This is a genomic window from Acinetobacter haemolyticus, assembly GCF_900406815.1.
Lineage (GTDB): Bacteria > Pseudomonadota > Gammaproteobacteria > Pseudomonadales > Moraxellaceae > Acinetobacter > Acinetobacter haemolyticus_A.
In genome coordinates this window covers 93541-116733 of the sequence record NZ_OVCN01000006.1, presented here as the reverse complement: position 1 = coordinate 116733, position 23193 = coordinate 93541, and the positions used below count along the sequence as shown (strand labels likewise).

At 38.3% G+C, this 23193-nt stretch carries 19 protein-coding genes and 1 tRNA gene; 7 read left to right on the top strand and 13 right to left on the bottom strand.

Annotation, left to right across the window (positions count from 1 at the left end; all coding sequences use genetic code 11):
- The first annotated feature begins 61 nt into the window (after positions 1–61).
- From DK207_RS05830 to DK207_RS05820, 3 genes are all read left to right on the top strand, one after another.
- Positions 62–2614 (top strand): fimbria/pilus outer membrane usher protein, encoded by a 2553-nt coding sequence (locus DK207_RS05830; RefSeq protein ID WP_109440351.1) that lies wholly within the window; start codon positions 62–64, stop codon positions 2612–2614.
- Positions 2611–3627 carry a fimbrial protein gene (locus DK207_RS05825; protein WP_109440350.1) on the top strand — a complete coding sequence of 339 codons (1017 nt, stop codon included), beginning with the start codon at positions 2611–2613 and terminating at the stop codon, positions 3625–3627. Before DK207_RS05830 ends, DK207_RS05825 begins: the two co-directional genes overlap by 4 nt.
- A gap of 254 nt (positions 3628–3881) precedes the next feature.
- Positions 3882–4175: a hypothetical protein gene (locus tag DK207_RS05820; RefSeq protein ID WP_109440349.1), complete on the top strand. Its 294-nt coding sequence runs from the start codon at positions 3882–3884 to the stop codon at positions 4173–4175.
- Between the two features lie 141 nt (positions 4176–4316).
- Here the strand turns inward: DK207_RS05820 and DK207_RS05815 are convergent, their stop codons facing one another.
- Positions 4317–4637 (bottom strand): hypothetical protein, encoded by a 321-nt coding sequence (locus DK207_RS05815; RefSeq protein ID WP_109440348.1) that lies wholly within the window; start codon positions 4635–4637, stop codon positions 4317–4319.
- 254 nt (positions 4638–4891) lie between these two features.
- Positions 4892–4968: transfer RNA gene (locus DK207_RS05810), tRNA-Ile, on the bottom strand.
- 280 nt (positions 4969–5248) lie between these two features.
- Between DK207_RS05810 and DK207_RS05805 the strand changes: the two genes are divergently transcribed.
- Both DK207_RS05805 and DK207_RS05800 read left to right on the top strand, forming a co-directional pair.
- On the top strand, positions 5249–5794 hold the full coding sequence (locus tag DK207_RS05805) for a 1-acyl-sn-glycerol-3-phosphate acyltransferase (protein ID WP_416224659.1): 546 nt from the start codon (positions 5249–5251) through the stop codon (positions 5792–5794).
- A gap of 141 nt (positions 5795–5935) precedes the next feature.
- The gene (locus DK207_RS05800; RefSeq protein WP_109440346.1) at positions 5936–6685 is read left to right on the top strand and encodes a YebC/PmpR family DNA-binding transcriptional regulator; all 750 of its coding nucleotides are present in this window, start codon (positions 5936–5938) and stop codon (positions 6683–6685) included.
- A 44-nt stretch (positions 6686–6729) separates the two neighbouring features.
- Here the strand turns inward: DK207_RS05800 and DK207_RS05795 are convergent, their stop codons facing one another.
- From DK207_RS05795 to pheA, 3 genes are all read right to left on the bottom strand, one after another.
- On the bottom strand, positions 6730–7200 hold the full coding sequence (locus DK207_RS05795) for an Lrp/AsnC family transcriptional regulator (protein ID WP_004638699.1): 471 nt from the start codon (positions 7198–7200) through the stop codon (positions 6730–6732).
- 294 nt (positions 7201–7494) lie between these two features.
- A complete protein-coding gene (locus tag DK207_RS05790; RefSeq protein ID WP_109440345.1) occupies positions 7495–9744 on the bottom strand; it encodes a bifunctional prephenate dehydrogenase/3-phosphoshikimate 1-carboxyvinyltransferase in 2250 nt (749 codons plus the stop codon).
- Between the two features lie 72 nt (positions 9745–9816).
- Positions 9817–10926: a prephenate dehydratase gene (pheA, locus tag DK207_RS05785; protein ID WP_004638697.1), complete on the bottom strand. Its 1110-nt coding sequence runs from the start codon at positions 10924–10926 to the stop codon at positions 9817–9819.
- 342 nt (positions 10927–11268) lie between these two features.
- Between pheA and DK207_RS05780 the strand changes: the two genes are divergently transcribed.
- Positions 11269–11892 carry a hypothetical protein gene (locus DK207_RS05780; RefSeq protein WP_109440344.1) on the top strand — a complete coding sequence of 208 codons (624 nt, stop codon included), beginning with the start codon at positions 11269–11271 and terminating at the stop codon, positions 11890–11892.
- A gap of 56 nt (positions 11893–11948) precedes the next feature.
- Here the strand turns inward: DK207_RS05780 and DK207_RS05775 are convergent, their stop codons facing one another.
- Positions 11949–13094, bottom strand: coding sequence for an acyl-CoA dehydrogenase family protein (locus DK207_RS05775; protein ID WP_109440343.1), 1146 nt, complete (start codon positions 13092–13094; stop codon positions 11949–11951).
- A gap of 245 nt (positions 13095–13339) precedes the next feature.
- On the opposite strand from DK207_RS05775, the gene DK207_RS05770 reads away from it, so the two are divergent.
- On the top strand, positions 13340–14338 hold the full coding sequence (locus DK207_RS05770) for a glycosyl transferase family protein (RefSeq protein ID WP_109440342.1): 999 nt from the start codon (positions 13340–13342) through the stop codon (positions 14336–14338).
- Here DK207_RS05770 and DK207_RS05765 read toward each other — a convergent pair.
- From DK207_RS05765 to DK207_RS05735, 7 genes are all read right to left on the bottom strand, one after another.
- Complete coding sequence (locus DK207_RS05765) at positions 14335–14931, bottom strand: hypothetical protein (RefSeq protein WP_109440341.1); 597 nt, start codon at positions 14929–14931, stop codon at positions 14335–14337. The genes DK207_RS05770 and DK207_RS05765 overlap by 4 nt on opposite strands.
- A gap of 95 nt (positions 14932–15026) precedes the next feature.
- Complete coding sequence (locus tag DK207_RS05760) at positions 15027–16076, bottom strand: Imm72 family immunity protein (protein WP_109440340.1); 1050 nt, start codon at positions 16074–16076, stop codon at positions 15027–15029.
- Positions 16077–16190: 114 nt separating this feature from the next.
- Positions 16191–17336 carry an Imm72 family immunity protein gene (locus DK207_RS05755; RefSeq protein ID WP_109440339.1) on the bottom strand — a complete coding sequence of 382 codons (1146 nt, stop codon included), beginning with the start codon at positions 17334–17336 and terminating at the stop codon, positions 16191–16193.
- A 3-nt stretch (positions 17337–17339) separates the two neighbouring features.
- Positions 17340–18938: a hypothetical protein gene (locus DK207_RS05750; protein ID WP_109440338.1), complete on the bottom strand. Its 1599-nt coding sequence runs from the start codon at positions 18936–18938 to the stop codon at positions 17340–17342.
- The gene (locus DK207_RS05745; RefSeq protein ID WP_109440337.1) at positions 18935–21784 is read right to left on the bottom strand and encodes a type VI secretion system Vgr family protein; all 2850 of its coding nucleotides are present in this window, start codon (positions 21782–21784) and stop codon (positions 18935–18937) included. The genes DK207_RS05750 and DK207_RS05745 overlap by 4 nt, the downstream gene beginning before the upstream one ends.
- Before the next feature lie 210 nt (positions 21785–21994).
- Positions 21995–22267 (bottom strand): YeaC family protein, encoded by a 273-nt coding sequence (locus DK207_RS05740; RefSeq protein ID WP_004638685.1) that lies wholly within the window; start codon positions 22265–22267, stop codon positions 21995–21997.
- Positions 22264–23172, bottom strand: coding sequence for an NAD(+) kinase (locus DK207_RS05735; RefSeq protein WP_171293634.1), 909 nt, complete (start codon positions 23170–23172; stop codon positions 22264–22266). Before DK207_RS05735 ends, DK207_RS05740 begins: the two co-directional genes overlap by 4 nt.
- Between the last annotated feature and the right edge of the window lie 21 nt (positions 23173–23193).

The following is a 23193-nucleotide window of genomic DNA, read 5'->3' as shown; positions in this document are numbered from 1 at the left end:
TCATTTTCCATCCAAATAACCAATAATTTTAAGTACCTATACAATATAGGCGATCCTTATCATGTCAAAAAAGCACGCACCATATAGATTATTAAAGCGTCATATTTGTTTTTACCTTACTTCTGGCATGATCAGCATGACTATGCCAGTGATGGTGTATGCAGACGAACTCAAGAACAATAATGCAATGGAGGCTGAGTTCGACTCTTCATTTTTGATTGGTGACGCGCAAAAGATCGATATTTCACGTTTTAAATACGGTAACCCAGTATTGCCGGGTGAATATAATGTGGATGTATATATCAATGGTAAATGGTTCGGCAAACGTCGCATGCAATTTAAAGCCATCGATCCTAAGCAAAATGCGGTTACCTGTTTCAACTCTAATACTTTACTTGAGTATGGTGTTAAGCAAGATGCTTTAGCGATCCATCAATCTGCTCTTTCACAAAATAGTTGTTTAAAAATAGATGAATGGATTGAAGATGCGTACTACGATTTCGATACGTCTAAGTTGCGTGTAGATATTTCTATTCCTCAGGTTGCGATACAAAAAAATGCTCAAGGCTATGTCGATCCAAGTGTTTGGGATCGTGGTGTAAATGCTGGCTTTTTATCTTATAGCGGTAGTGCATATAAAACATTTAATCGAAGCAATGATAATAAAGAAACCACCAATGCATTTATGGCATTAACTGCCGGGGCGAATCTTGCTGGTTGGCAATTACGTCACAATGGTCAATGGCAGTGGAAAGATCAGCCGAACGAAAAAGAAAGTAAATCAAATTATCAATCTACAAGCACCTATTTACAACGTGCATTTCCACAATATCGTGGTGTACTTACATTAGGTGAAAGCTTCACCAATGGTGAAGTTTTCGATTCATTTGGATATCGCGGTGTCGATTTTTCGAGTGATGACCGCATGCTACCAAATAGTATGTTGGGTTATGCTCCACGAATTCGTGGTAATGCAAAAACCAATGCCAAAGTCGAAGTACGTCAGCAAGGACAATTGATTTACCAAACCACAGTATCTCCAGGTAGTTTTGAAATTAATGATCTCTACCCAACTGGGTTTGGTGGAGAGCTTGAAGTTTCTGTGATTGAATCAAATGGCGATATTCAAACATTTTCAATTCCCTACGCTTCGGTCGTGCAGATGCTAAGACCCGGCATGAGCCGTTACTCTGTCACGGCGGGAGAATTCCGCGATCGCGATATCGACTTAGATCCTTGGGTAGTGCAAGGTAAATACCAACTCGGTATTAACAATTACCTGACTGGATACACGGGTTTTCAAGCAACAGAGCGATATGCATCAGCATTATTGGGTACTGCATTTGCAACGCCTTTAGGTGCTATTTCAGTTGACGTAACCCATTCTGAAGCTGATTTTGAAAAAAAAGCGTCTCAATCTGGTCAAAGTTATCGCTTGAGCTATAGTAAGTTAATCTCTCCGACAAGTACCAATTTAACCTTGGCGGCATATCGATACTCGACTGAAAATTATTACAAATTACGTGATGCACTATTAATCCGTGATTTAGAAGATAAAGGTATCAATAGCTATGCTGTAGGTAAACAGCGTAGTGAATTTCAAATTACCTTAAATCAAGGCCTTCCTGATGGTTGGGGTAACTTCTACATGGTCGGTTCATGGGTTGATTATTGGAATCGTAATGAAAGCGGTAAACAGTACCAATTCGGTTATAGCAATAATTACCATGGTTTAACTTATGGTTTATCTGCAACCAAGCGACAAGTTGACTATAGCTCGAATAATCGTACACGCGACACTGAATATTTGATGACGCTCTCCTTCCCATTGAGCTTTAAAAAGCATTCGATGAATGTGAATGCAAACGCATCGCAAAATAACCGCACTGTTGGTGTAAGTGGTACTGTTGGCGATCGCTTTAGCTATGGCTCATCTATGTCACACCAAGACAATAACAATCCAACATTCAACGTAAATGGTCGCTATCGCACCAATTTCACGACTGTTGGTGGTTCTTATAGTATTGCTGATACCTATCAACAAGCTATGGTGAGTTTAACAGGAAATATTGTTGCGCATCGTGAGGGTATCTTATTCGGTCCTGAACAAGGTCAAACCATGGTCTTGGTTTATGCTCCTGATGCAGCGGGTGCCAAAGTCAATAATACAACTGGTTTAAGTGTCAATAAGGATGGCTATGCTGTTATTCCTTATGTAACACCATATCGTTTAAACGACATCACACTTGATCCACAAGAAATGTCTACAAATGTTGAACTTGAAGAAACTAGCCAACGCATTGCCCCATTCGCAGGTGCTATCACTAAAGTAGACTTTTCTACGAAGAAAGGTTATGCAATTTATATTGCTGCTAAAACATCGACTGGTGAAAATCTGCCATTTGCAGCTCAAGTATTTGATCAAAATAATGAGTCTGTTGGTATTGTTGCTCAAGGCAGCATGGTGTATTTACGTACCCAAAAAGCACATGATCAACTGTATGTAAAATGGGGTGATGATAGCGCTGAGCAATGTGAGATTACTTATGACGTAACAGCTCAGCTTGCGCAAGATCAACAAAACTTAATAATGACTGAGGCGGTTTGTAAATGAAAAAATTACTCTTAAACAGTGTTTTGCTCACCGCTGGTCTTGGTTTGTATGGCGAGGCAAATGCGGCATGTACGCTTAGTTCAGGGTTCACTACCGTAGATATTTCTATGGCTGTAGGGAGAGTCGTGGTACGTCCTAGTGATACAGTAGGTACTATTCTTCGTAAAGCAACCTTCCCTATTAATCCAAATGGTTCAACGCTTAGATGTAATTCAAGTTCAGATCGCATATATGCTGACTTAACTCAAAACTATCCTCTTAGCATCTTAGGGAATAGTATTTATACGACAAATATTCCTGGTATTGGTATTCGTTTGTATCGTGAAGCTGAAAATGCTACCAATTTTTCTGGTTATTATCCCTATTCTAGAAATCTCAGTACTGGAACAACTTATAATTTAGCTCAAGGTTATTTTGTTGTAGAAATTATCAAAACAGCTGCTCAGACAGGATCTGGAACATTAGTACCTGGGCGATATAGTAGCTATTATGTGACAGGTCATGCCAATCGTCCATTCTTGACGAGTACTGTTTATGGAAATGCCATTACAATTGCTTCGTCATCATGTGAAATTCAAGGTAACATCAATAAAGTTGTTACTCTGCCAACCGTGACAAAATCAGGGTTTACAGGCATTGGTTCAACACAAGGTGCCCAAGCTTTTGATCTCAACATACTATGTAATGGTGGTCAGAACCCGACAGGCTACGAAGAAAAAAATATAATTAGTCTAAGTTTTGACTATATTCAGGATGGAACAAATAATCAGGTGCTCTCTAATACTGCCCCAGCTGCAACGAGAGCAAATGGTGTCGGCGTACAATTACTTTGGAATTATCAAAATAAAAATCAAACAATTAAAAAAGGTGATAAATTAGAAATTGGTACAGTAAAATCCAACGAGATTGTACAATACAATGTTCCATTAACAGCACAATATTATCAAACTGCGAATAATGTAAGTGCGGGTACAGTTCGAGCAATGGCAACCGTCACTATTGAATATGATTAATTTCAAAACTCCCCTAGTGGGAGTTTTTTATTTCTTATAGAAAGAATAAGAAGCACTAAAAAAATCGCATTAATAAAAATATTGAAAATATACAGACAGTATATCTACAATAGAATAAATTATCATTTTTATATCAAAATATAAACCCTATCACATTTTAATAACTTTTTTAATCAACACCTTATATTTAAGATTGCCTTTATAATAATTTATATGTTAATAAATAATTAATTCATTATAAAAGGAATATAAATATGAATAAGACAATATATAAATTCATATTATTTACATCATTAACAGTCTTGGCCACGGCGAGCTATGCAGCGAATACGATACAAATAAACGGGCAAATCGTTGAAGATTCTTGTTCTCAGCAACACCAGAATCAAGACTGTGAATTCATCAACAATTTAAGTAAAAAAATAAATAATAATTCAATAACCTTAAATGATTTAATAACTGAATCACAAAAAAACAATACGATTGAAATTAAGATTGAAAGTAGACCCGAAAAAAATAATAATGTTGTTATTATCAACTACTATTAATCACAATATAATCGTTAACCCCTATTGTGCTATTAAATAACATATTAGGTTCAAGAATGTATAATATTTGATAGCACAAAAATGAAATGAAAAATTCCCTTTCCAGTTTTAAAAGTTTGATATAAAACATACAGACTAGGATCAATCAAAGTCAAAACCAACCGTATCGGATTTGTTCCAGTAATGATTCATTTGCTCAAAAGTTTTCTCTTTTGATAATCCGTCTTCAACATAAAATAAACGCATTTCTTTATTTCGTTTCAGTACCATTAAACGATAATTCACTACACATTTTTTCAATGTAACCGCAAAATCTCGCTGTGAATGATCCGTTAAATCTTGCTCTGCTTTTTCCTTGTCTTCATACCGAGTCATCCATTCTAATTGCACAGGGTCACCGTGCTCACTAGGAAGTGTGAGAACTTCACCCGCCTTAAAACCACCTAAATATGCTATTCTCATGTTTTTCTCTCTTTTTGTTTTGTTGTTCATAAATTTATTAAATCATAAAAAGTGATCAAGGAGAATGAAAGGCAAAACTGACTTACCAAATAAATACGCAACTATAAAAATTAAGTTATTAATAATTATAATAATTTTCAAATATTTTTATTACAACTTACTTTATATGAAATAAATCCAGATACACCGAGACTACGCACATCTAGATATTAAAAAACCACTTAGGATTAGTACACCTAAGTGGTTGTTTTATATGGTGGGCCCACCGTGACTTGAACACGGGACCAACGGATTATGAGTCCGCTGCTCTAACCAACTGAGCTATAGGCCCTATAAGTTTAAATCATATTATTATGATTAAATTCTGCAAAATTTTAGTTAAATTTAACTTAAATTACAAGCAGATGATTTTATCAAACATACAGAATTGTAAGTAAAATCATTAACTGCGCTGATTCTATCTGATCTTTACACAATCAGTAAAGTATATATTGTGCTTTTTTGATCATTTAAGAGACATCCAAATTTTCATTCAAACTGGTTTTTCCAGATATGTATTTTCTACAAAACTCGTATTACACTGCTGTCATTCAGTTGTAATGGTTGTGACCATGAGAAGATTTTTAGGAAAAACTATATTTAAAGCAACAGGTTGGGAGTACAAAGTAGATCCAACTATTTTAGAAAAGAAACAAGTGATTATTGGTTTTGAGCATACCTCTAACCTTGATACGATCTTATCACTTGCCCTATTTGAGATTTTACAATTAAAAATTCATACTTTAATTAAAAAAGAGCTTTTTAAAGGTCCCTTAAAACCCGTTCTAGAACGCTTAGGGGGCATTCCTGTTGATCGTAAGGCAAGCAAAGATATTGTGACTCAAATGGTTGAGCTATTTAATCAGAATGAGCAGTTTAATCTTGTCATCGCACCTGAAGCGACTCGAGCAAAGGATGGTGAAGAACGCAAGCCAATCCGTACAGGTTTTTGGCATATTGCTAAAGCAGCGAACGTTCCAATCATTTTAATGTATGCCAATGCACGCACTAAGAAAGGTGGAATTTTAGGAAAAATCTATCCGACTGATCTACAACAAGATCTAGAAAAAATTAAATCCCTTTATTCCGAATATGACATTGATGTCAAAATAAATTAGGCCGTAAAGATTAGCTGATCAAGTTTTATGATTTCATCATAATTTTATATTTTGAATGTTAGCGGCGAGAGTTTTCAACAAAACCCTTGCTATGCTAATATTCACGCACTTTTTGAGTTTTATTTTTTTGGAGTTACTTCCATGGCGGGTCATTCTAAATGGGCCAATATTAAGCATCGTAAAGCGAAACAAGATGCAAGTCGCGGTAAAGTCTTTACTAAATATATCCGCGAGATTGTTACCGCAGCAAGATTAGGCGGTCCTGATGCAGCGAGTAACCCTCGTTTACGTGCTGTTGTCGAAAAAGCACTTTCTGTCAATATGACACGTGACACCATTAACCGTGCAATTCAACGCGGTGCGGGTGGTGAAGAAAATGATGATCTAAAAGAAGTAACCTATGAAGGTTATGGTGTGGGTGGTGTTGCTGTTATCGTTGAAACGATGACTGATAACTTAAACCGTACTGTACCTGATGTTCGTCATTGTTTTAGTAAAACCAATGGCAACTTAGGAACGAATGGTTCAGTTGCTTATCTGTTTACTAAACGTGGTGAAATTTCTTTCGAAGATGTCTCATTAGAAGACAAAATCATGGAAGTCGCTTTAGAAGCAGGTGCTGATGATATCGAAGTTGATGAAGATAGCATTCTTGTCATTACCAGCCCAGAAAGCTTTGGTGAGGTTCAAGATGCGCTAACTGCAGCAGGTTTAAAATCTGATAATGCTGAAGTGGTTATGAGCCCATCAACTAAGGCTGAAATTACTGATGTTGATCAAGCGAAACAAATCATGAAAATGATTGATATGTTAGAAGATCTTGATGATGTTCAAAACGTTTATACCAACGTTGAATTCTCTGAAGAAGTTTTGGAACAGCTTGATGCATAAGCAATCAAGATGAGTAAAAAATGCATCTTTTTTAGATGCATTTTTTATAGCTTATTTAAAAGCTTGTAGCAGTTAAAAACATTGTATTCTTTGATTACAAAACTGGAATGCAGCGCGACAACACTGTCGATTTTACCAATACGTCGTAATAATATTTCACTATAATCATCCATATTCCGCGCAACAAGTTCCAAAATAAAATCCGCACTTTGCCCTGTGACCAAAAAAGCGTTGGTCACTTCAGGAATGTCTTCTAATTCTTCTAAAAACTTATCAAATGTTTCACTATCATGCTTACTCAAGGAAACTTGCAATAAGATATGTAAACTGAATCCAAGCTTATTAAAGTTAATTTCTCTTTTTAGCTGCCCCATCACCTGAGATTCAATCAGATTTTTGATCCGACGATGCACCGAGCTCACAGACAGATTAATACGTTCTGATAACTCATTCAGGTTCACATCTTCATGCGTTAAGATCTCAAGAATCTGTTTATCGAAACGATCTAATTCCATCTTATTATTCCTTTTTCAATGCAATATAGGAAACCTAGCCCCCTATTATTTCTCTGTTTACATTTTTTTAAAAGTGTATTTGAAAACAATTTCCATTTTTTAATGTTTTTATTTAATTTTATTTGAATAAAAACCCATATCCTCAGATTATTTCCCACATATTGACCTATTAAACTTATTTTTTCCAATTCGAGTCTAAGTTATTTTCACTGTAGATGATAAAACGAGCCAAGTTTTAGCTTAGCTCGTTTTTAAATAGATTTCATTTTAAGTTATAGCGCAATTAAAAATTGCTTAAGCATCTACAACTTTCAAATCAAGACCTGCGGTATTTGCGAGTTCCGTAAATGTCGGAAAACTTGTTGCAACCGTTTCAGTACCATGAATCGTAATCGCACCAGCAGTTCTCAGACCTGCAATACTAAAACTCATTGCAATACGATGGTCATGGTGCGACTCAATTTCACCACCATTGAAGATTGCAGACCAATCGCCTGATTTGCCCTTTCCTTCGATAATGATGCCATCTTCGGTTGGCGTACAGTCGATGCCCATAATTTTCAAACCATCCGCCATCACTTGGATACGATCTGATTCTTTGACACGTAATTCAGCAGCACCCGTTAAAACAGTTTGACCTTCCGCACATGCTGCAGCAATGAATAATGCTGGGAATTCATCAATCGCTAACGGTACTTGATCTTCTGGCATATGAATGCCTTTAAGTGTACGAGAACCTTTAATATGAATATCCGCAATCGGCTCACCACCTGCAATGCGTTCATTTTCAACAGTCAGATCAGCACCCATTTGTTTCAGGATTTCAATCACACCCGTACGTGTTGGGTTGATACCGACCGCTTCTAGTACCACATCCGCACCTTCAGTAATCGCAGCACCGACCATAAAGAACGCTGCAGAAGAAATATCAGAAGGAACTTGAATATTCGTACCCACTAACTTACCGCCACCCTCAAGAGAGATTTTATTGCCTTCAGTTTTCACTTCATACCCAAAAGCACGTAACATGCGTTCAGTATGATCACGAGTTGGTTCAGGCTCGGTTACTGAAGTCTCGCCTTCTGCCCATAATCCTGCTAGTAAAATCCCTGATTTCACTTGTGCTGAAGCCATCGGTAAATCGTAATGTATACCTTTTAAAACTTGACCACCTGTGATGCTTACTGGCGGCGTACCTTTCTCGCCTGTGGTTTGGATTTGTGCACCCATTTCACGAAGGGGCTTGGCTATACGCTCCATTGGGCGTTTAGACAATGACGCATCACCTGTCATCACAGAATCAAACTTCTGTGCAGACAACATGCCAGACAACAAACGCATACTCGTACCAGAGTTACCCATATATAAAGCACTTGCTGGTGCTTTCAGGCCTTGCATTCCAACGCCATGAATCGTCACTTCACCATTCTTTGGGCCTTCGATGCTTACGCCCATGTCACGGAATGCCTGTAAAGTTGCTAATGCATCTTCACCCTCTAAAAAGCCCGTTACATGGGTTGTGCCTTCAGCAATCGCGCCAAACATGATTGAGCGATGCGACACAGACTTGTCACCCGGTACGGTGAATTTACCTGTAAATGTTTTCTTTCCCGGTAAAATACTAAATTGCTGTGTCACCTTGTTTTTCTCCATCAAAGGTTTTTTGGCTAACATATGGTTAAAGTGTTGACGAGCAGCTTGGGCGTGCCCAAGTAATCCCATCAACGCTTGTGAATCTTCTTGTTCGATCAGTTTTTTTAACACTGAAAGTTGCTGTTCGAAACCTTCTACAGCATTCAAAATTGCAGTTTTGTTGGCGAAAAAAATATCATGCCACATTTGTGGATCACTGGCTGCGATTCGAGAAAAGTCTCGAAAACCACCCGCAGCATAACGGAAAATATCTAAATTATCTTCACGATTTGCCAATTGCTCTACCAGATTGAAAGCCATCAAATGTGGTAAATGACTGGTGTGCGCCAACACTTCATCATGTTTGGTCACATCCATACAGATGACTTCAGCTTTCGCAGCGGACCATAACTGAATTAGTTTCTCAACGGCCCATTCAGCACTCGTCGTAAGAGGAGTCAAAATCACTTTATGATTTGCAAATAAATCAACTTTACCTGCATGAACGCCTGTATGCTCAGCTCCTGCGATAGGATGCCCAGGAACAAAACCAACAGGTAAACCTTCACTAAACACGGCTTTTGCAGCCTCAACGACATTGCCTTTGGTGCTTCCCACATCGGTAATAACGGCATTATCATCGAGATAAGGTTTGATCTGTTCGAGTACCTTTTGAGTTGCGCGGACAGGCAATGCCAAAACAATTAAGTCTGCCCCTTGCACAGCATCTTCAGGATTTGAATAACCCTCCTGAATAATACCCAATGCTTTTGCATCATCTAATGTTTTTTTTGAGCGTGTAGAAGCGACAATTTCAGATGCAAGTTGTTCTGCCACAATCACACGAGCAAGACTAGACCCAATCAGCCCAAGCCCAATGAATGCAACTTTTTTAAATAATGGTTGAGACATAAAACATATTTGCCTAATAAGACGATTTTGATATGGATAGATGTATAAACCATCTACCCATACAGTCAAAAATTATAAAACAGCGATTGGATAAGAACCGAGTACGCGTAACTCTTTGACCATTGGACGAATTTCATCTAAGGCTGCAGCTACATTTTCTTGATCAATATGACCTTCTAGATCGATGAAAAACACATAAGCCCATTTTTCTGGTAAAGCTGGGCGCGTTTCGATACTGGTTAAGCTGATTTGATGCTTTGCAAACGGTGCAAGGATCTCTAATAATGCACCTGCACGATCATGAGCTGAGATCAATAAAGAGGTTTTATCATTACCACTTTGAGGAATTTTTTCACGACCAATCACTAGGAAACGTGTCGTATTTTCAGGATTGTCTTCAATATTGCTATGTAAAATCTCAAGATTATACATATTTGCCGCAATGTCAGATGCAATCGCAGCAGAATGCCATTCATTACGAATACGTCGTGCAGCTTCTGCATTAGAATTTAGGGCAACACGTTCCACACCTGGATAATGTGCATCTAACCACTTACGGCACTGTGCTAAAGTCTGCTGATGCGCATAAATCTGTTTAATACTATCTTTGCGGGTATTTTCGGATACAAGAAATTGATGATGAATCCGAAGTTCCACTTCACCGATGACATTTAAAGTAGATGCTTTAAAACAATCAAGCGTATGATTTACGATTCCTTCAGATGAGTTTTCAACTGGCACTACACCATAATGCGCACTGCCCGCCTCAACTTCACGGAACACTTCATCAATGGTTGGTAACGGACGCACGATCGCATCTTGCCCAAAATGTTTCAAAACAGCCGATTGCGTAAATGTTCCTTCTGGCCCTAAGAATGCAATGCTTTGCGGTGCTTCAAGCGCCAAACAAGCAGACATAATCTCTCGGAATAATCGAGCCATCGTCGCATCAGATAAAGGACCTTGATTACGTTCCATGACTTTACGCAATACTTGCGCTTCGCGCTCGGGACGATAAAATAATGGATTCTCTTCTGCTGCAAATTTCGCCTTAGCTACTGCCTCAGCCAACGAAGCGCGGCGATTTAGTAATTCTTGGATTTGTTGATCAACACTATCAATATCATTACGAATTTGTTCTAAGTTAAGTGACGTCGATGTGTTCTGTCCATCGTTTACCATTGAATGTAGCCTCAGCAAAATCATCTATAAAAATGGATTACAATTCATCTATGAATTGATTTCCCGAGCTAGTATAACAAGACTTTATGTTATTAAACACGCTGTGTTTTAACTCTTTTTATGAATGATTTATTGATTAGGCATTGATCGCCAAGCAAATTGGTTAAACAAGCCTATAAACAGCTAAATCTTATGCATGACGACAGTGGGCATAGATGAGCAGCACAGAGACATAATATCTGATGTTCAGCTTTTTTACGCACTGACCGCGTAACAATTGAATACTGCTGCTTCGTTCTTGAGTTATGATGAAATTAAATGAAATAAGAATAGTAACTTGAAATGAATACAATCTTATTGATAACAACATTCGGTCTAAGCAGTATTCTTTTGACTGGCTGTATTGGTTGCTATAATCCTACAGGTTGTAGCCGTGATACATCGCCTTATTATATGACTCAGACTACAACTCAAGTCCGCGGCATCACAATTCCAGCTCAAACTAAGTTGAAATACCAAACAAAGCACTCATTTCAAAAAGAGCAACAAACACATGCTTTAGCGGAACAAAACCTGACCGCTATTCAATTACCTCCCGATACTGCAATACTCTGGGGTGATATGCCTTCTTATAGGTTTATAAAATTTTTCAATTCAGAAATGAAAGGTTTTTCAGTTTATCCTGCGGAGGGATTGTTCCCTCAATCGACCAATGAATTTGTCGTATTATGGCAAAGTTGTCGAAGCGCTTTGGATATTACTTTAACGAACCCCAATGATTGGTCGTTTAACCCTGAAAATATGGAAATACGTGGTTGCGGGGTAAATATACAAAAAAGGAGTCAATACAACAATGATTGGCCAAACCAAGATCAAGCAGATGATTTTTTAATGAAGATCAACAAGGCCTTACACAAACTACCGAGACAACAAAGCTATCCTGTTATTTATAAAACGACCAACTAATATTATTTAGATAAAAAAACAGCCTGCTCAAAAGCAGGCTGAATAATCTGGATAAGTTAAGATTTACCAATCAATCCACGTGCTACGATTTCTTTCATAATCTCGTTGGTACCACCGTAAATACGTTGGATACGTGCATCTACGAAGAATCGAGAAATTGGGTATTCAGTCATATAACCATAACCACCGAAGAGTTGAAGCAAGTTATCTGCAACTTTCATTTGCATATCAGTACTGAAGCTCTTCAATGCCGCAGCAGTTTCAACATCCAATTTACCTTCGTTATATAACGCCACGTTTTGGTTATAAAAAGCAGCTGTTGCTAATTCATCAATCTTCGCTTGAGCCAACACAAAACGTGTATTTTGGAATTGCGCAATTGCTTGACCAAAGGCTTGACGTTCTTTGACGTAGGTCGTCGCTAAATCAATTGCTCCACGAATTGCACCTAAAGCAGTTGATGCAATTGCTGTACGTTCACGTGGTAATTCTTGCATCAAATATGCAAAACCTGAACCTGCATTACCAAGTAATTGGTCTTTAGGTACTTTTACATTATCAAAGAACAATTCTGAAGTATCTTGGGAATGTAAGCCGATCTTGTCTAAATTTGTACCCTTCTTGAATCCTTCAAGATGAGTATCGACCAACAATAAAGATACGCCTTTAGCACGGGCTTGTGGATCAGTTTTTACCGCTAGAACAACGACATCGGCATGTTGACCATTTGAAATAAAAGTTTTAGAACCATTCAATAAATAATGATCATCTTGTAAAATGGCACTCGTACGCATTGCTTGTAAATCTGAACCGGCACCTGGTTCAGTCATCCCAATCGCGCCAACAGCTTCACCAGATACCATTTTTGGTAGCCAGTATTGCTTTTGCTCTTCCGTACCAATATGTTGAATATATGGTGCTGCAATTTCAGAGTGACAAGAAATCGCGGTAGATAATGCGCAATAACCCGCACGTGCAGATTCTTCAACTAACATTAATGAGTAATGCGTTGGTACACCATAACCACCATATTCTTCTGGCACATCTACGCACAAGAAACCATTTTCACCCAACAATGTCCAAACAGAACGAGGCATAAGTCCTTCACGTTCCCATTGTTCATAATGAGGTGCAATATGTTCGCTCATAAAACGTTTAAAGTTATCGCGGAAGAGTTCCAAATCTGCATCGTAAGCTAACATCATTATTTCCTTTCGATTTCATTTTTTTAAAAATTACTTCGACGTCATGCTAATGATTTTTCGGTTAGATGTCATGTTCCGTTTACATCAAATCACTAGACTCATTCGGTCAATTATTTTATTTGCAATCGTGTAAATGAATGTGCAATTGATTAATGATTAAACAGCATAATTGAATTTTTACGCTATATACGCCGCTTTTATGTCATATTAATTTCACTGCTAGCGATGACTCAAATCTGACCATGAACACAAAACGAAATATCTATAAAACCGCTGAACATCCCTTTGCACAATATGTCCGTATTTTAGGGAAAGGCAAAACAGGTTCTCGCTCACTTAGCTATGAAGAAGCTTATCAAGCGTTTAGCATGATTTTGAAAGATGAAGTGCTTGATGTACAGCTTGGTGCTTTTTTAATGCTTTTACGTGTTAAAGAGGAATCCGTAGATGAACTTGCTGGTTTTGTTCAAGCAACCCGTGATCAATTGAACTTTGCCCCACTTGATGTCGATTTAGACTGGTCATCGTATGCAGGTAAACGTAAACACTATCCTTGGTTTTTATTAGCAGCACTAACTTTGGCCCATCATGGTTACAAGATCGTTATGCATGGTGCATCAGGTCATACAATTAACCGTGTTTATACTGAGCAAGTTCTTCAATACTTAGGCTATTCTATTTGCCAAAATGAACAAGATGTCAGCACTCAACTCAATCAACATAATTTTGCCTATCTGCCATTGGAAGTCATCTCACCAATTCTAAGTGAGCTTATTTCACTGAGAAACGTGATGGGCTTACGCTCTCCAATTCACACACTTGCGCGTTTAATTAATCCATTCAATGCAAAAGCAACTTTGCAAGCTATTTTCCACCCTGCTTATCGCACTTCACACCAGCAAACCGCTTTTCGTTTAGGTTATCAAAATAGTGCAGTGATTAAGGGTGAAGGTGGGGAGTTTGAGCGTAATCCTGATGCCAAGACACTTATTTGTGGAATAAAAAATGGGGAGTTATATGAGCACGAATTACCAAAACTGACACCTGATCGCAGCCCAATCGAAGAAGAACTTGATCTAGCAGTATTTAAAGCTGTTTGGCTCGGTGAGCAAACACATGAATATGGTGAAATGGCAATCATAGAGACTATGGGAATCGCACTTTATACAATGGGCGCTGTCAACAGCTACGATGAAGCCATGGTGAAAGCTAAAGTTCTTTGGGATAGTCGTTTAAATTAAGATAAGTGAAGCGATTTCTCAGTGAAGTCGCCTTTAATCACTGAAATTTCAATACAGATCTCATTTTTGGTTATCACTTCTATCTTATGCTTCTCTGTATACCACTCATGATAAGCTATGCCAAAGTCATAACTCCCAAACAGATTGCAAAGTCCTGCATTATGGGGTTTTTCTATTTCGTTTATAGAGGTACCAATAAGCCGCTCTGGATTACTAAAAAACTCTTCAATCTGTTGTTTATTTTTGACTATTTCAAAATTTTTATCCTCAGAAAAAAAACTAGGATTCAGTGAATAATTCTTTTTAAATAACTCTTCATAAACAATAATTAGAATAACTGCAATAATTGGCAGCAATATAAACAAATGATAATTTTTACTTAGCCAAAAATAGATAGTTAACCTTAAAAGCAACCCTATTACTAGACCTCCATAAATATAAGATAAACAAATCTGAATTTTGCTCAATTTTAAGTAATAACAAAACCAATAAAAACTGAGTGTAATGACACTAAAAACCAACAATATGAACGGGTTAAAATGAGAAAAACTGAGCACACTTAATAAAAAACACATAAAATAAATTATAGGCATGACTTACCCCCAAAATAAAATTCAATTAAATATTTTTTGAGGGCAAATTTAAAATTGGTGTATTATTTCCATCCCAAATTCAACCAACATTCCATCTATTCGCTATCAAACTGCCAATATACCTCACCCCAATCCTGAGTTTTAAGCTCAGGTAAGATTTCACCTTGCTTAAAATATTGTCGTGAATTTTCTTGTGCGACTGTAAACCAGTAACCAGTTTTTGGGCATACTTGACCTGCTCGTACACTCAGTTTCTTTGTAGCTTCAATGTTGGTATCAGCCTTGGCATTAATATTTTCAATATTAAAAATATATGTTTTCTCCTCTTCTGGAATCGTTCCATCCAAATAACGTTTATCTTCCCAAATTAAGTTCCATTCGGTAGATTTAGATTTCTGTATATCTCCATTACTATATTTTGGTGCAATGGTTCCTTGATAAAAGTAATTAGGACAGCCTTTATCCCCACCATCTAGTTTTGCCTCATAAATGCCAGTTATAGATATTTCATGGTCGGTTTCTACAACAATTGTGTCAAAACTCTTGCATTCTAATGGGCTGCTCACTTTATCTATAATATTTTCTTTATATAAAGGCCAATAACTTAATTCAAACAATGATTCAAAACTCCATTTTTGAAATAATTTATCTAAATTTTTAGGCAGAAAATATTGTGCATACTTATAATCTGATGAAACTGTAATTTTCGCTATATCTAGCATTTCAGATGCTATAAGAAGCTTTTTAATAGCCCCAATATGATATGGTTCTTCAAATAGACTACCATCTCTCCCACGTATACCTAGTTCAATATACAAAGGATCATTAGCTAAATCTTTCTCATCTCCATAACGGCCAAATATTAATCCTTTTATTCCGCCTTCAAAAAACAAAGGATATATTTCATTTTTATATGGTGTTCTAAAAAAAAGTTCTAACGCTTTTTCTTGATTATTCAATACATTTAAATACATTACGTATTGTTTCTCATAGTTTTCACTATAATTTTCTTTAATCACATTTGTAGGATTTCTTAAAAGTCGTTCAAACTCTCTAACAAAGTCAGCATGTAGATCATATATTTTCTTAAAAAAAGAATAACTTGAGTATATCTTATTCAAATATACTGCTTGATTTATATTAATATTATTTTCTCCATCTATTTCTCATAATTTCAAGAACATACTTATCACCTAATAATATAATTCGCTACCAGCTTATTTTTCTTCTGCTGGTAGAATAACTTGATCATTTAACATCTATCTGCCATCAAACTGCCAATATACGTCGCCCCAATCTTGATTTTTAATTTCAGGTAAGACCTCACCTTGTTTAAAATATTGACGTGAATTTTCTTGTGCAACTGTAAACCAATAGCCAGTTTTTGGACATACTTGACCTGCTCGTATACTCAACTTTTCAATAGACTCAGCATCGGTCTGGGAACCTTTGATACCAATATTTTCAATATCAAAGATATAAGCTTTCTCTTCTTTTGGTATTGTTCCATCTAAATAGCGATTATCTTCCCAAATTAAACGCCATTTGACATCTACCCACTCATCAGTGCCTTCTAGTTGATAATCTGTTGCTCTCGAGCCATCTAAGAAATAGTTAGGACAGCCCACTTTTCCATTAATTGGCAACCATGGCTCATAAATACCCGTAACTGTTACTTCTTCACCTGTAGCTATTTGCCCAATTGGATTTAGGTTAAAAGGTGGGCACATTGGAATCGGTTCAGGGTAAATTCTTAACGGTGGCCATTCTTTAGAGAAAAAAATAGTCTCATAAGACCATTTTTGAGATTTTCGTATTGTATTTTTATCAATATATGCAAATGGCTCACTTACCTTACCTGCTAAATAACTCTGCATACAAATATTACGATAGGCTAATGCAATTAATAGTAAGCGTATAGAACCAGTATGGTCTACTTTTCGCCCAAGTGGGTCAGTATTATAATTCACTGGTTCAAAAATATCAGTTGATCTGGAAATACCTAGACCCAATAAGATATAAAATGGATCATCATATATTATATTTTCATCAGCATATCGATCAAATAACCAATCTGTAAAATCGACATTACAAAAACTATTATATGCTTCTCTTTTATGTTTAGTCGTTCTAAGTAGTGTCAAACCTTTCTCTAACTCAACTATTTTGTTTAGGTAATGAACATACTCACCCTCATGCCTTTTTTGTAAATGCTCTGCATATTGGTGTCGTAACACTTCTTTCGGGGGATTTCGTAACTGCCTTTCAAAAGCATCTAAAAATTGCTGATATAAGTTACGAGCTTGATCTAAAAAAGTATAACTTGTGTACTTTTTAATTAAATAAAATGCTTTATTTCGTGCTTCTTGCTCTTGCATTGGTGACATCGTTTTAGGGTTTAACATAGATTAACGTTTCTCAGTTTGTGATTGTCTCTGCTGTTGGTATTCCACGCCTGAACGTGTTGTTGAAGTAGTTGACCGTAACACCTGTCCCAGTTTTTCACTTTGCTGTACAATTTTTGCTGATCGTTCACGTTTTTCTAAATATTCAACCATTGTTTCCACATCATCAGTAATTTTAGCATCTGTCCAACCTGTCGCCTTTTCTTTAATCATTTTATCAATATATTCTTTTACAGGTGTATGATGAGGATCTCTAAAATTAATAAAAATTTGAATATCACCACCTGGCAGTAATAAATTAGTGGCCTGATGTCCTCTTTCTAAACTATTCTCATTATCAAGCTGTTCTGCAATCTTTCCACGCCAGACACGTAAACCATCCCAATTATCAGGTACAGTTATGCCTAGCTTTCTCATTTCAGCAACAGTAGGCACATGGTCTAATACCACATATGCACCATTAGTACTCCATGCACCTTTTACAGCACAATCCAACCGCCATGCCTTACCATTTTCAGACATTTTTTCTGCCCAATACCCCCCAGATTTCCCAGGATTTACTTGCTCCACTACCCGAAATAAAGGAACTTTTGATCCTGCTTTCAATAATTTAGGTTGAATCGGAGCTTTACTACTAAAAGAGTGAATATCTGGATAAATAGTAACTTTCTCATCATTAATAATAACTTGTTTTTTATAACTTTTTAAATCAGGCCAACCTTCTTTATGTTTATAATGACTCAAAGGTGCAGGTGTATGCCCCTTACTTGCAATCACTTTAGAAGCAGTTGAACTTAAACGGGCTTCAGTGGTCATCACTTTGGTCTGAGTACCGCCAATCTTCGCACCTGCCTCATTCATTTGACGAATGATCTCAGTACGAACTTTATTTAAGGCTTGATCCAACTCTTTAATAGCTGAAGGAATCATCTTATCTGCAAGACGTCCCAACTCATCTAATTTTGGCCCCATTGAATTCACATAAACACTGACACTTTCTGGTAATGCTCCACCCATTTTCTGGCTAATAAAAGCAAAGCCATCTTTCATACGTGAGAGGCCATTCTTAAATTCAGACAAAATTTTACCTTGGTATTGGGCGAAATTAAGTTTTTGAATGAATTGAACCGAATTGCCATAACCCATTTTTCTTAAAAAGGCGAGTATAGCAGCAGCCACCTCTGCAACCTTTGTTGCATCTTTCATCACTGTGATTAAGAGACGACCAATTCCTTTTAAAATACCTCCAAAAATCGGAATAATTGGCAATAAACATAAAATGATTTTGACCCAATTAATCACTTCAGAGGCTTCTTTTTTGTCATCTGCCATCTTCATTAAAATTGCAACCAAGTCCCGTGCAGCTGTTACTTCACCAGCTACAGGAAACATACTTATTGCAGCATCAGTAAAAATCTGACCTACAGTTGCTTTATCGTTAAACTCTCCCTGTAAAGCACCACCAATCCATTTTCCTCCAGCAACTACGCCATCTTTAACCTGTTTCGCACCACCTACAATTTGGTTACCAGCTTGCGTCGCTCTACTCCAAATGTCTGAGCCGATTTCAATGATTGCTATCTTCTTCTCTGCACTACTCATTTATTCTTTTCCTTCAGTGCTTGCTGATAAGAGGCTTCAAAATCATCCATTGCCCAGTCTGCTTTATGTTCAGGGTTTTCATCTGCTATAGCTATGACCTGATATGGTCTTTGATCTTCACCAAAAGTAACAACCGCTTCACCTTCTGGTGCATCTTGAATATCTGCAATTCCTTTGTTATTCGTTATTCCAGAATAACGCTGCCCATTTGCATATTTAATTGTAAAATTTGCGCCCTGAACTGGTTCTTGATCATGGTATTGTAATAACAGTTGTTTTCTAATTTCATTTGGCATCAAAGGGATATCTATGGGTACTTTCTGCCCCCCCACAAACAAATGCTGTCCTGCCTTCACCTCAAACTTTCCACCTGTCGTTGGAAAGATCCCTGAACCATTCAATTTGAGCTCAGAACTCTCTGCCTTTAATACAATTTCCTTCGGGCTATTAAAATAAACCGTATCTTTTGTTGAGATGATTTGTATTCCTGCTTTCGCCAATATATCTAAAGCATCCCCTTGTGCCTGTATCTCAACCTTACCTTTGCCTGCAACTTGTTTAATTCCATTTTGTGCTGCAAACAAACTGATCTTTTGACTGGCTTGGGCAATCAGGTTCTTTTGCGTGGTCAGGTTAATACTATCCCCTGCAAATTGGTTCAGTTGTCCATCCGCGGATAGGTGAATGTCGTCTGAGGTGCTGAGTCCAATCCCATTTGGCGAACTCAGTAGTAATAAGGCTTTGTTGAATTTGGCTATATCTTGCTGAATTTCTTCTGCAAAGTTTTTAAGTTGCTCTACCGATTCTAATTCATCCGTTTGTTGGTTCTTTGCCACTTCGCTCAGGGCTTTGGCATTGTTTTGGTTGCCTTCCAGTTGTTGTTTGGCTGTTTGTGCTTCGAGATGTTCGCCTTCGGCTTGCGCTTGTGCATGGGTGGTGATGAGTAAACCTTCACCTGCTCGGATCGCACCCCATTGGTCTGTACGTAGTTCAAAGCCTTCACCTCGGTCTTCACTTTCTGCTTGGGCTTTGGGATGGCTCAGTTTACCGAGATTAAGTTGGCTGGCTGCATGGCTGCTTTGCAGTTGTGCACTAATCTGTCCTGTGGTGTCGTCAAAGCGTAGTTGGTTGTAGCCTGTGCCTTGGTATTCTTTGGATTTGATCCCTGCTAGTTTTTTGGTGTCCGGCAGTTGGCCTGCATTGTCGAATTTGCTTGGGCTGCGTTGTGCTTCGTGGAGTCGTCCGGTGACAAAAGGACGATCGATGTTGCCATCAAAGAAGTCGATGACGACGATTTCTCCAATGCGGGGTAGGAAGCGTGCACCATAGCCTTCGCCTGCCCACGGGGTCAGTACATCCACCCAAGCTGAGTCGGTATCGTTGTTGTTACTGCCTGCTCCACCATCGTGGCTATGGTCGTCATTGCGGGTAAACAGGAAACGGACTTTGATTCGTCCCCATTCATCGACATGGATTTCTTCGCCTTCAGGTCCCACTACTCTTGCGCGTTGTGGGTGAGCGGCTGGGCGGTGTTGCAGTGGATGGTATTCGGGTACAGTTTTGATGTTGCGGCGTTGCAGCGTCAGTTGGTTAGCTTGGCGTTCTTCTGAATTTACGCTATTTGTGTTTTGGTGATCTTGCCATTGGCTTTGTGTGATCAAACTTTGGATTTGTTGGTTTAAATCTTTAGGAAGGTTGTTTTGGTTGTAGTAGTGTTTAGCAGTGATTAGAAATTCTTGGTCTGCACCACTGTGTTGATCAATTTCAGGGTGTTCGTTGAGTTTAAACCAGTAGCCCACTTGGGTATCTCGTACGGTGGTGCTGGCGATAAATTGTTTGGCTTGGGCATCATGGTAGTGACTGAGGTGTTGGTTCAGTTTTTCGATTTGGGTGTTGCCTGAAGCGGTTGCACCATCTTCACCGTTGAGGTCTTGCATCCATGCTGGAGTGAAGTGCCATGCATCTTCGAGCCCTAGACTAGCGTTGTCGTGTTGTTGGCTATGTTGGTGTTTGCTTTGGACGCTGCCTGCCCCATCTTCTTGTTCTAAGGCATCGGCTTGCCAGCGTTGGATATGTACTGCTGTGGGTTGTAGGGAACGTTCTGCAACCAGACTCGTCATGCTGTCGTATTGTTCGGTGGCACTGCTGCGGTGGTAGCGTATTGTTCTTCGTTCTAGGGCTTGGTATTGGCTGTTGTCATCGATCAATCGGAGTTTTTGGGCTTGGATGGGGTTGTTGCTATTGGCAACGCTGAGTTGGGCTTCGTCGATGAGCCAGTTAATGCCTTCGCTTCGCAGCAGTCGGGTAATGAAGTCGTAGTCGCTTTCATTGGCTTGCATCACAAAGGGACGGATGTCGTAGTTTTCTTTGATCCCACCCAAGTCGAGTGTAAGACTTGATGCAAATAGCGGGCTGCGTTGTTGCCATTCTTTGAATAGGGTTTGTACGATGTCGAGTACAGTTTTATTCATAAACACGCGGCTGTTTCGGCGTTTATGCCACAGTGCGGTTGCATCTTGTAGTTTTAGTTTGTAGAGGGTGAGACTACCGTCAGATTGTCCCTGGATAGCTTCAGTGATGATCCCTGTGGTTCTAAAGAGTGTGCCTGTATCGGTAACTTGATCTATTGCTGCCTGACAGCCGATGAATTGTTTTAATGGGATGTGGGCGTTAGTGGATAGGCAGATCAGTTCTGCGGTCATGCCCTGATTAATGGCATGTTGACCTTGAATTTTTTGGAGGAAGACTTGTTGATTTAAGCTCGGATTGGCAAATTGTATGTGGATCGCACGTTTTTGTGCGGTTAAGCCAAGTTGTTCTAATGCAGCATAAATAGTCTTGAACATCGCTTCTTATTGAGTTTTTTTAAACGTGAGGGCATTTTACAGGAAAATTCGACCAGATGTTCAGACCGTTTCGTCTATTTGTGACAATTTTTGTCTTATTTTATTGCAATCTATATTAATAATATTATTTCTCCTCTATTTATCATCACTCAATCAAACGATAAAAAAATGTCCCGAAAAAATCGAGACATTTATTTTTTTTACGCGCGATTATACGAAACGTATCGGCTTGAATTCAGGCTCATTTTTATGATGATCATCATCACACTCTTCACCCTCTTCCTTACTACCACGATCAATATAACCACTACGCTGCTCTTCTGGGAGATTTTCTATTTCCCACGCATAAACAGCTTGCATACATGTTTGACGTTGCTCTTTAGTCAAGGCAACACCATTTGGCCATTTACCGATTTCAACGGCTGTTTTTAATCGCTCAACAATCTCAGGATTTAAAATAGCGAGCATTTGTTCAATATTCATGATTCATCCTGTTGAAAAGATTCGAAATCTTGGTTCCAACCTAGTTTAGTACGACATGCCATATAGAAGTCATAACCAGGCGGATGTAATAAGCTTAGTTTAAATGGATGTTTTCGAATATGCACAGTATCACCAACATTTAATGCAACACTATGTTGTCCATCAGCACTTACCATCGGTAAAACACGATTTTCACGAATCGTAATTTTAACTTCGCTATGACCACCCACAACAATCGGACGAGATGATAATGTATGTGGGTGCATTGGAACTAAAGCAATCGCATCCATACTCGGATGTAAAATCGGACCACCACCTGACAATGCATATGCGGTTGAGCCTGTAGGTGTCGACACAATCAAACCATCACTGTGCTGACGATACACATATTGTCCATCAATGCTCAGTTCAAAATCAATCATATGAACCGATTTTCCTGAGTGTAATACCACGTCATTTAAAGCGATGGCATCATAGATGGTTTCATTATTGGTGCGAACTTCGATTTCCAATAAAAAACGGCGATCTAGTTGAAACTGACCTTGTAATACTTGATCCAGTTTAAAAATAGCTTCTGCAGGCTTTATATCCGTTAAAAAGCCCAATCGCCCACGGTTAATACCAATCACTGGGGTATTATAGCGAACCAAAGCACGAGCAGCATGTAATAAAGATCCATCCCCGCCCACAACGACGACAAGATCAACCACCTCACCCAATAAGTTACGGCTTACGGTTTGTCCGTGGCTGTAAGGGACCAACTGTGATGTCTCTTGATCAAAAACAGGATTTAATCCTAAAGTAATCAAATGATCATGTATGAGACACAAAGTTTCTACAACAGAATACTTATCTGGTCGCCCAATTAGACCAATATTTCGAAAGGATTTATGTGAAATTTGCACGAAAAATGTGGCTCCGTTGCG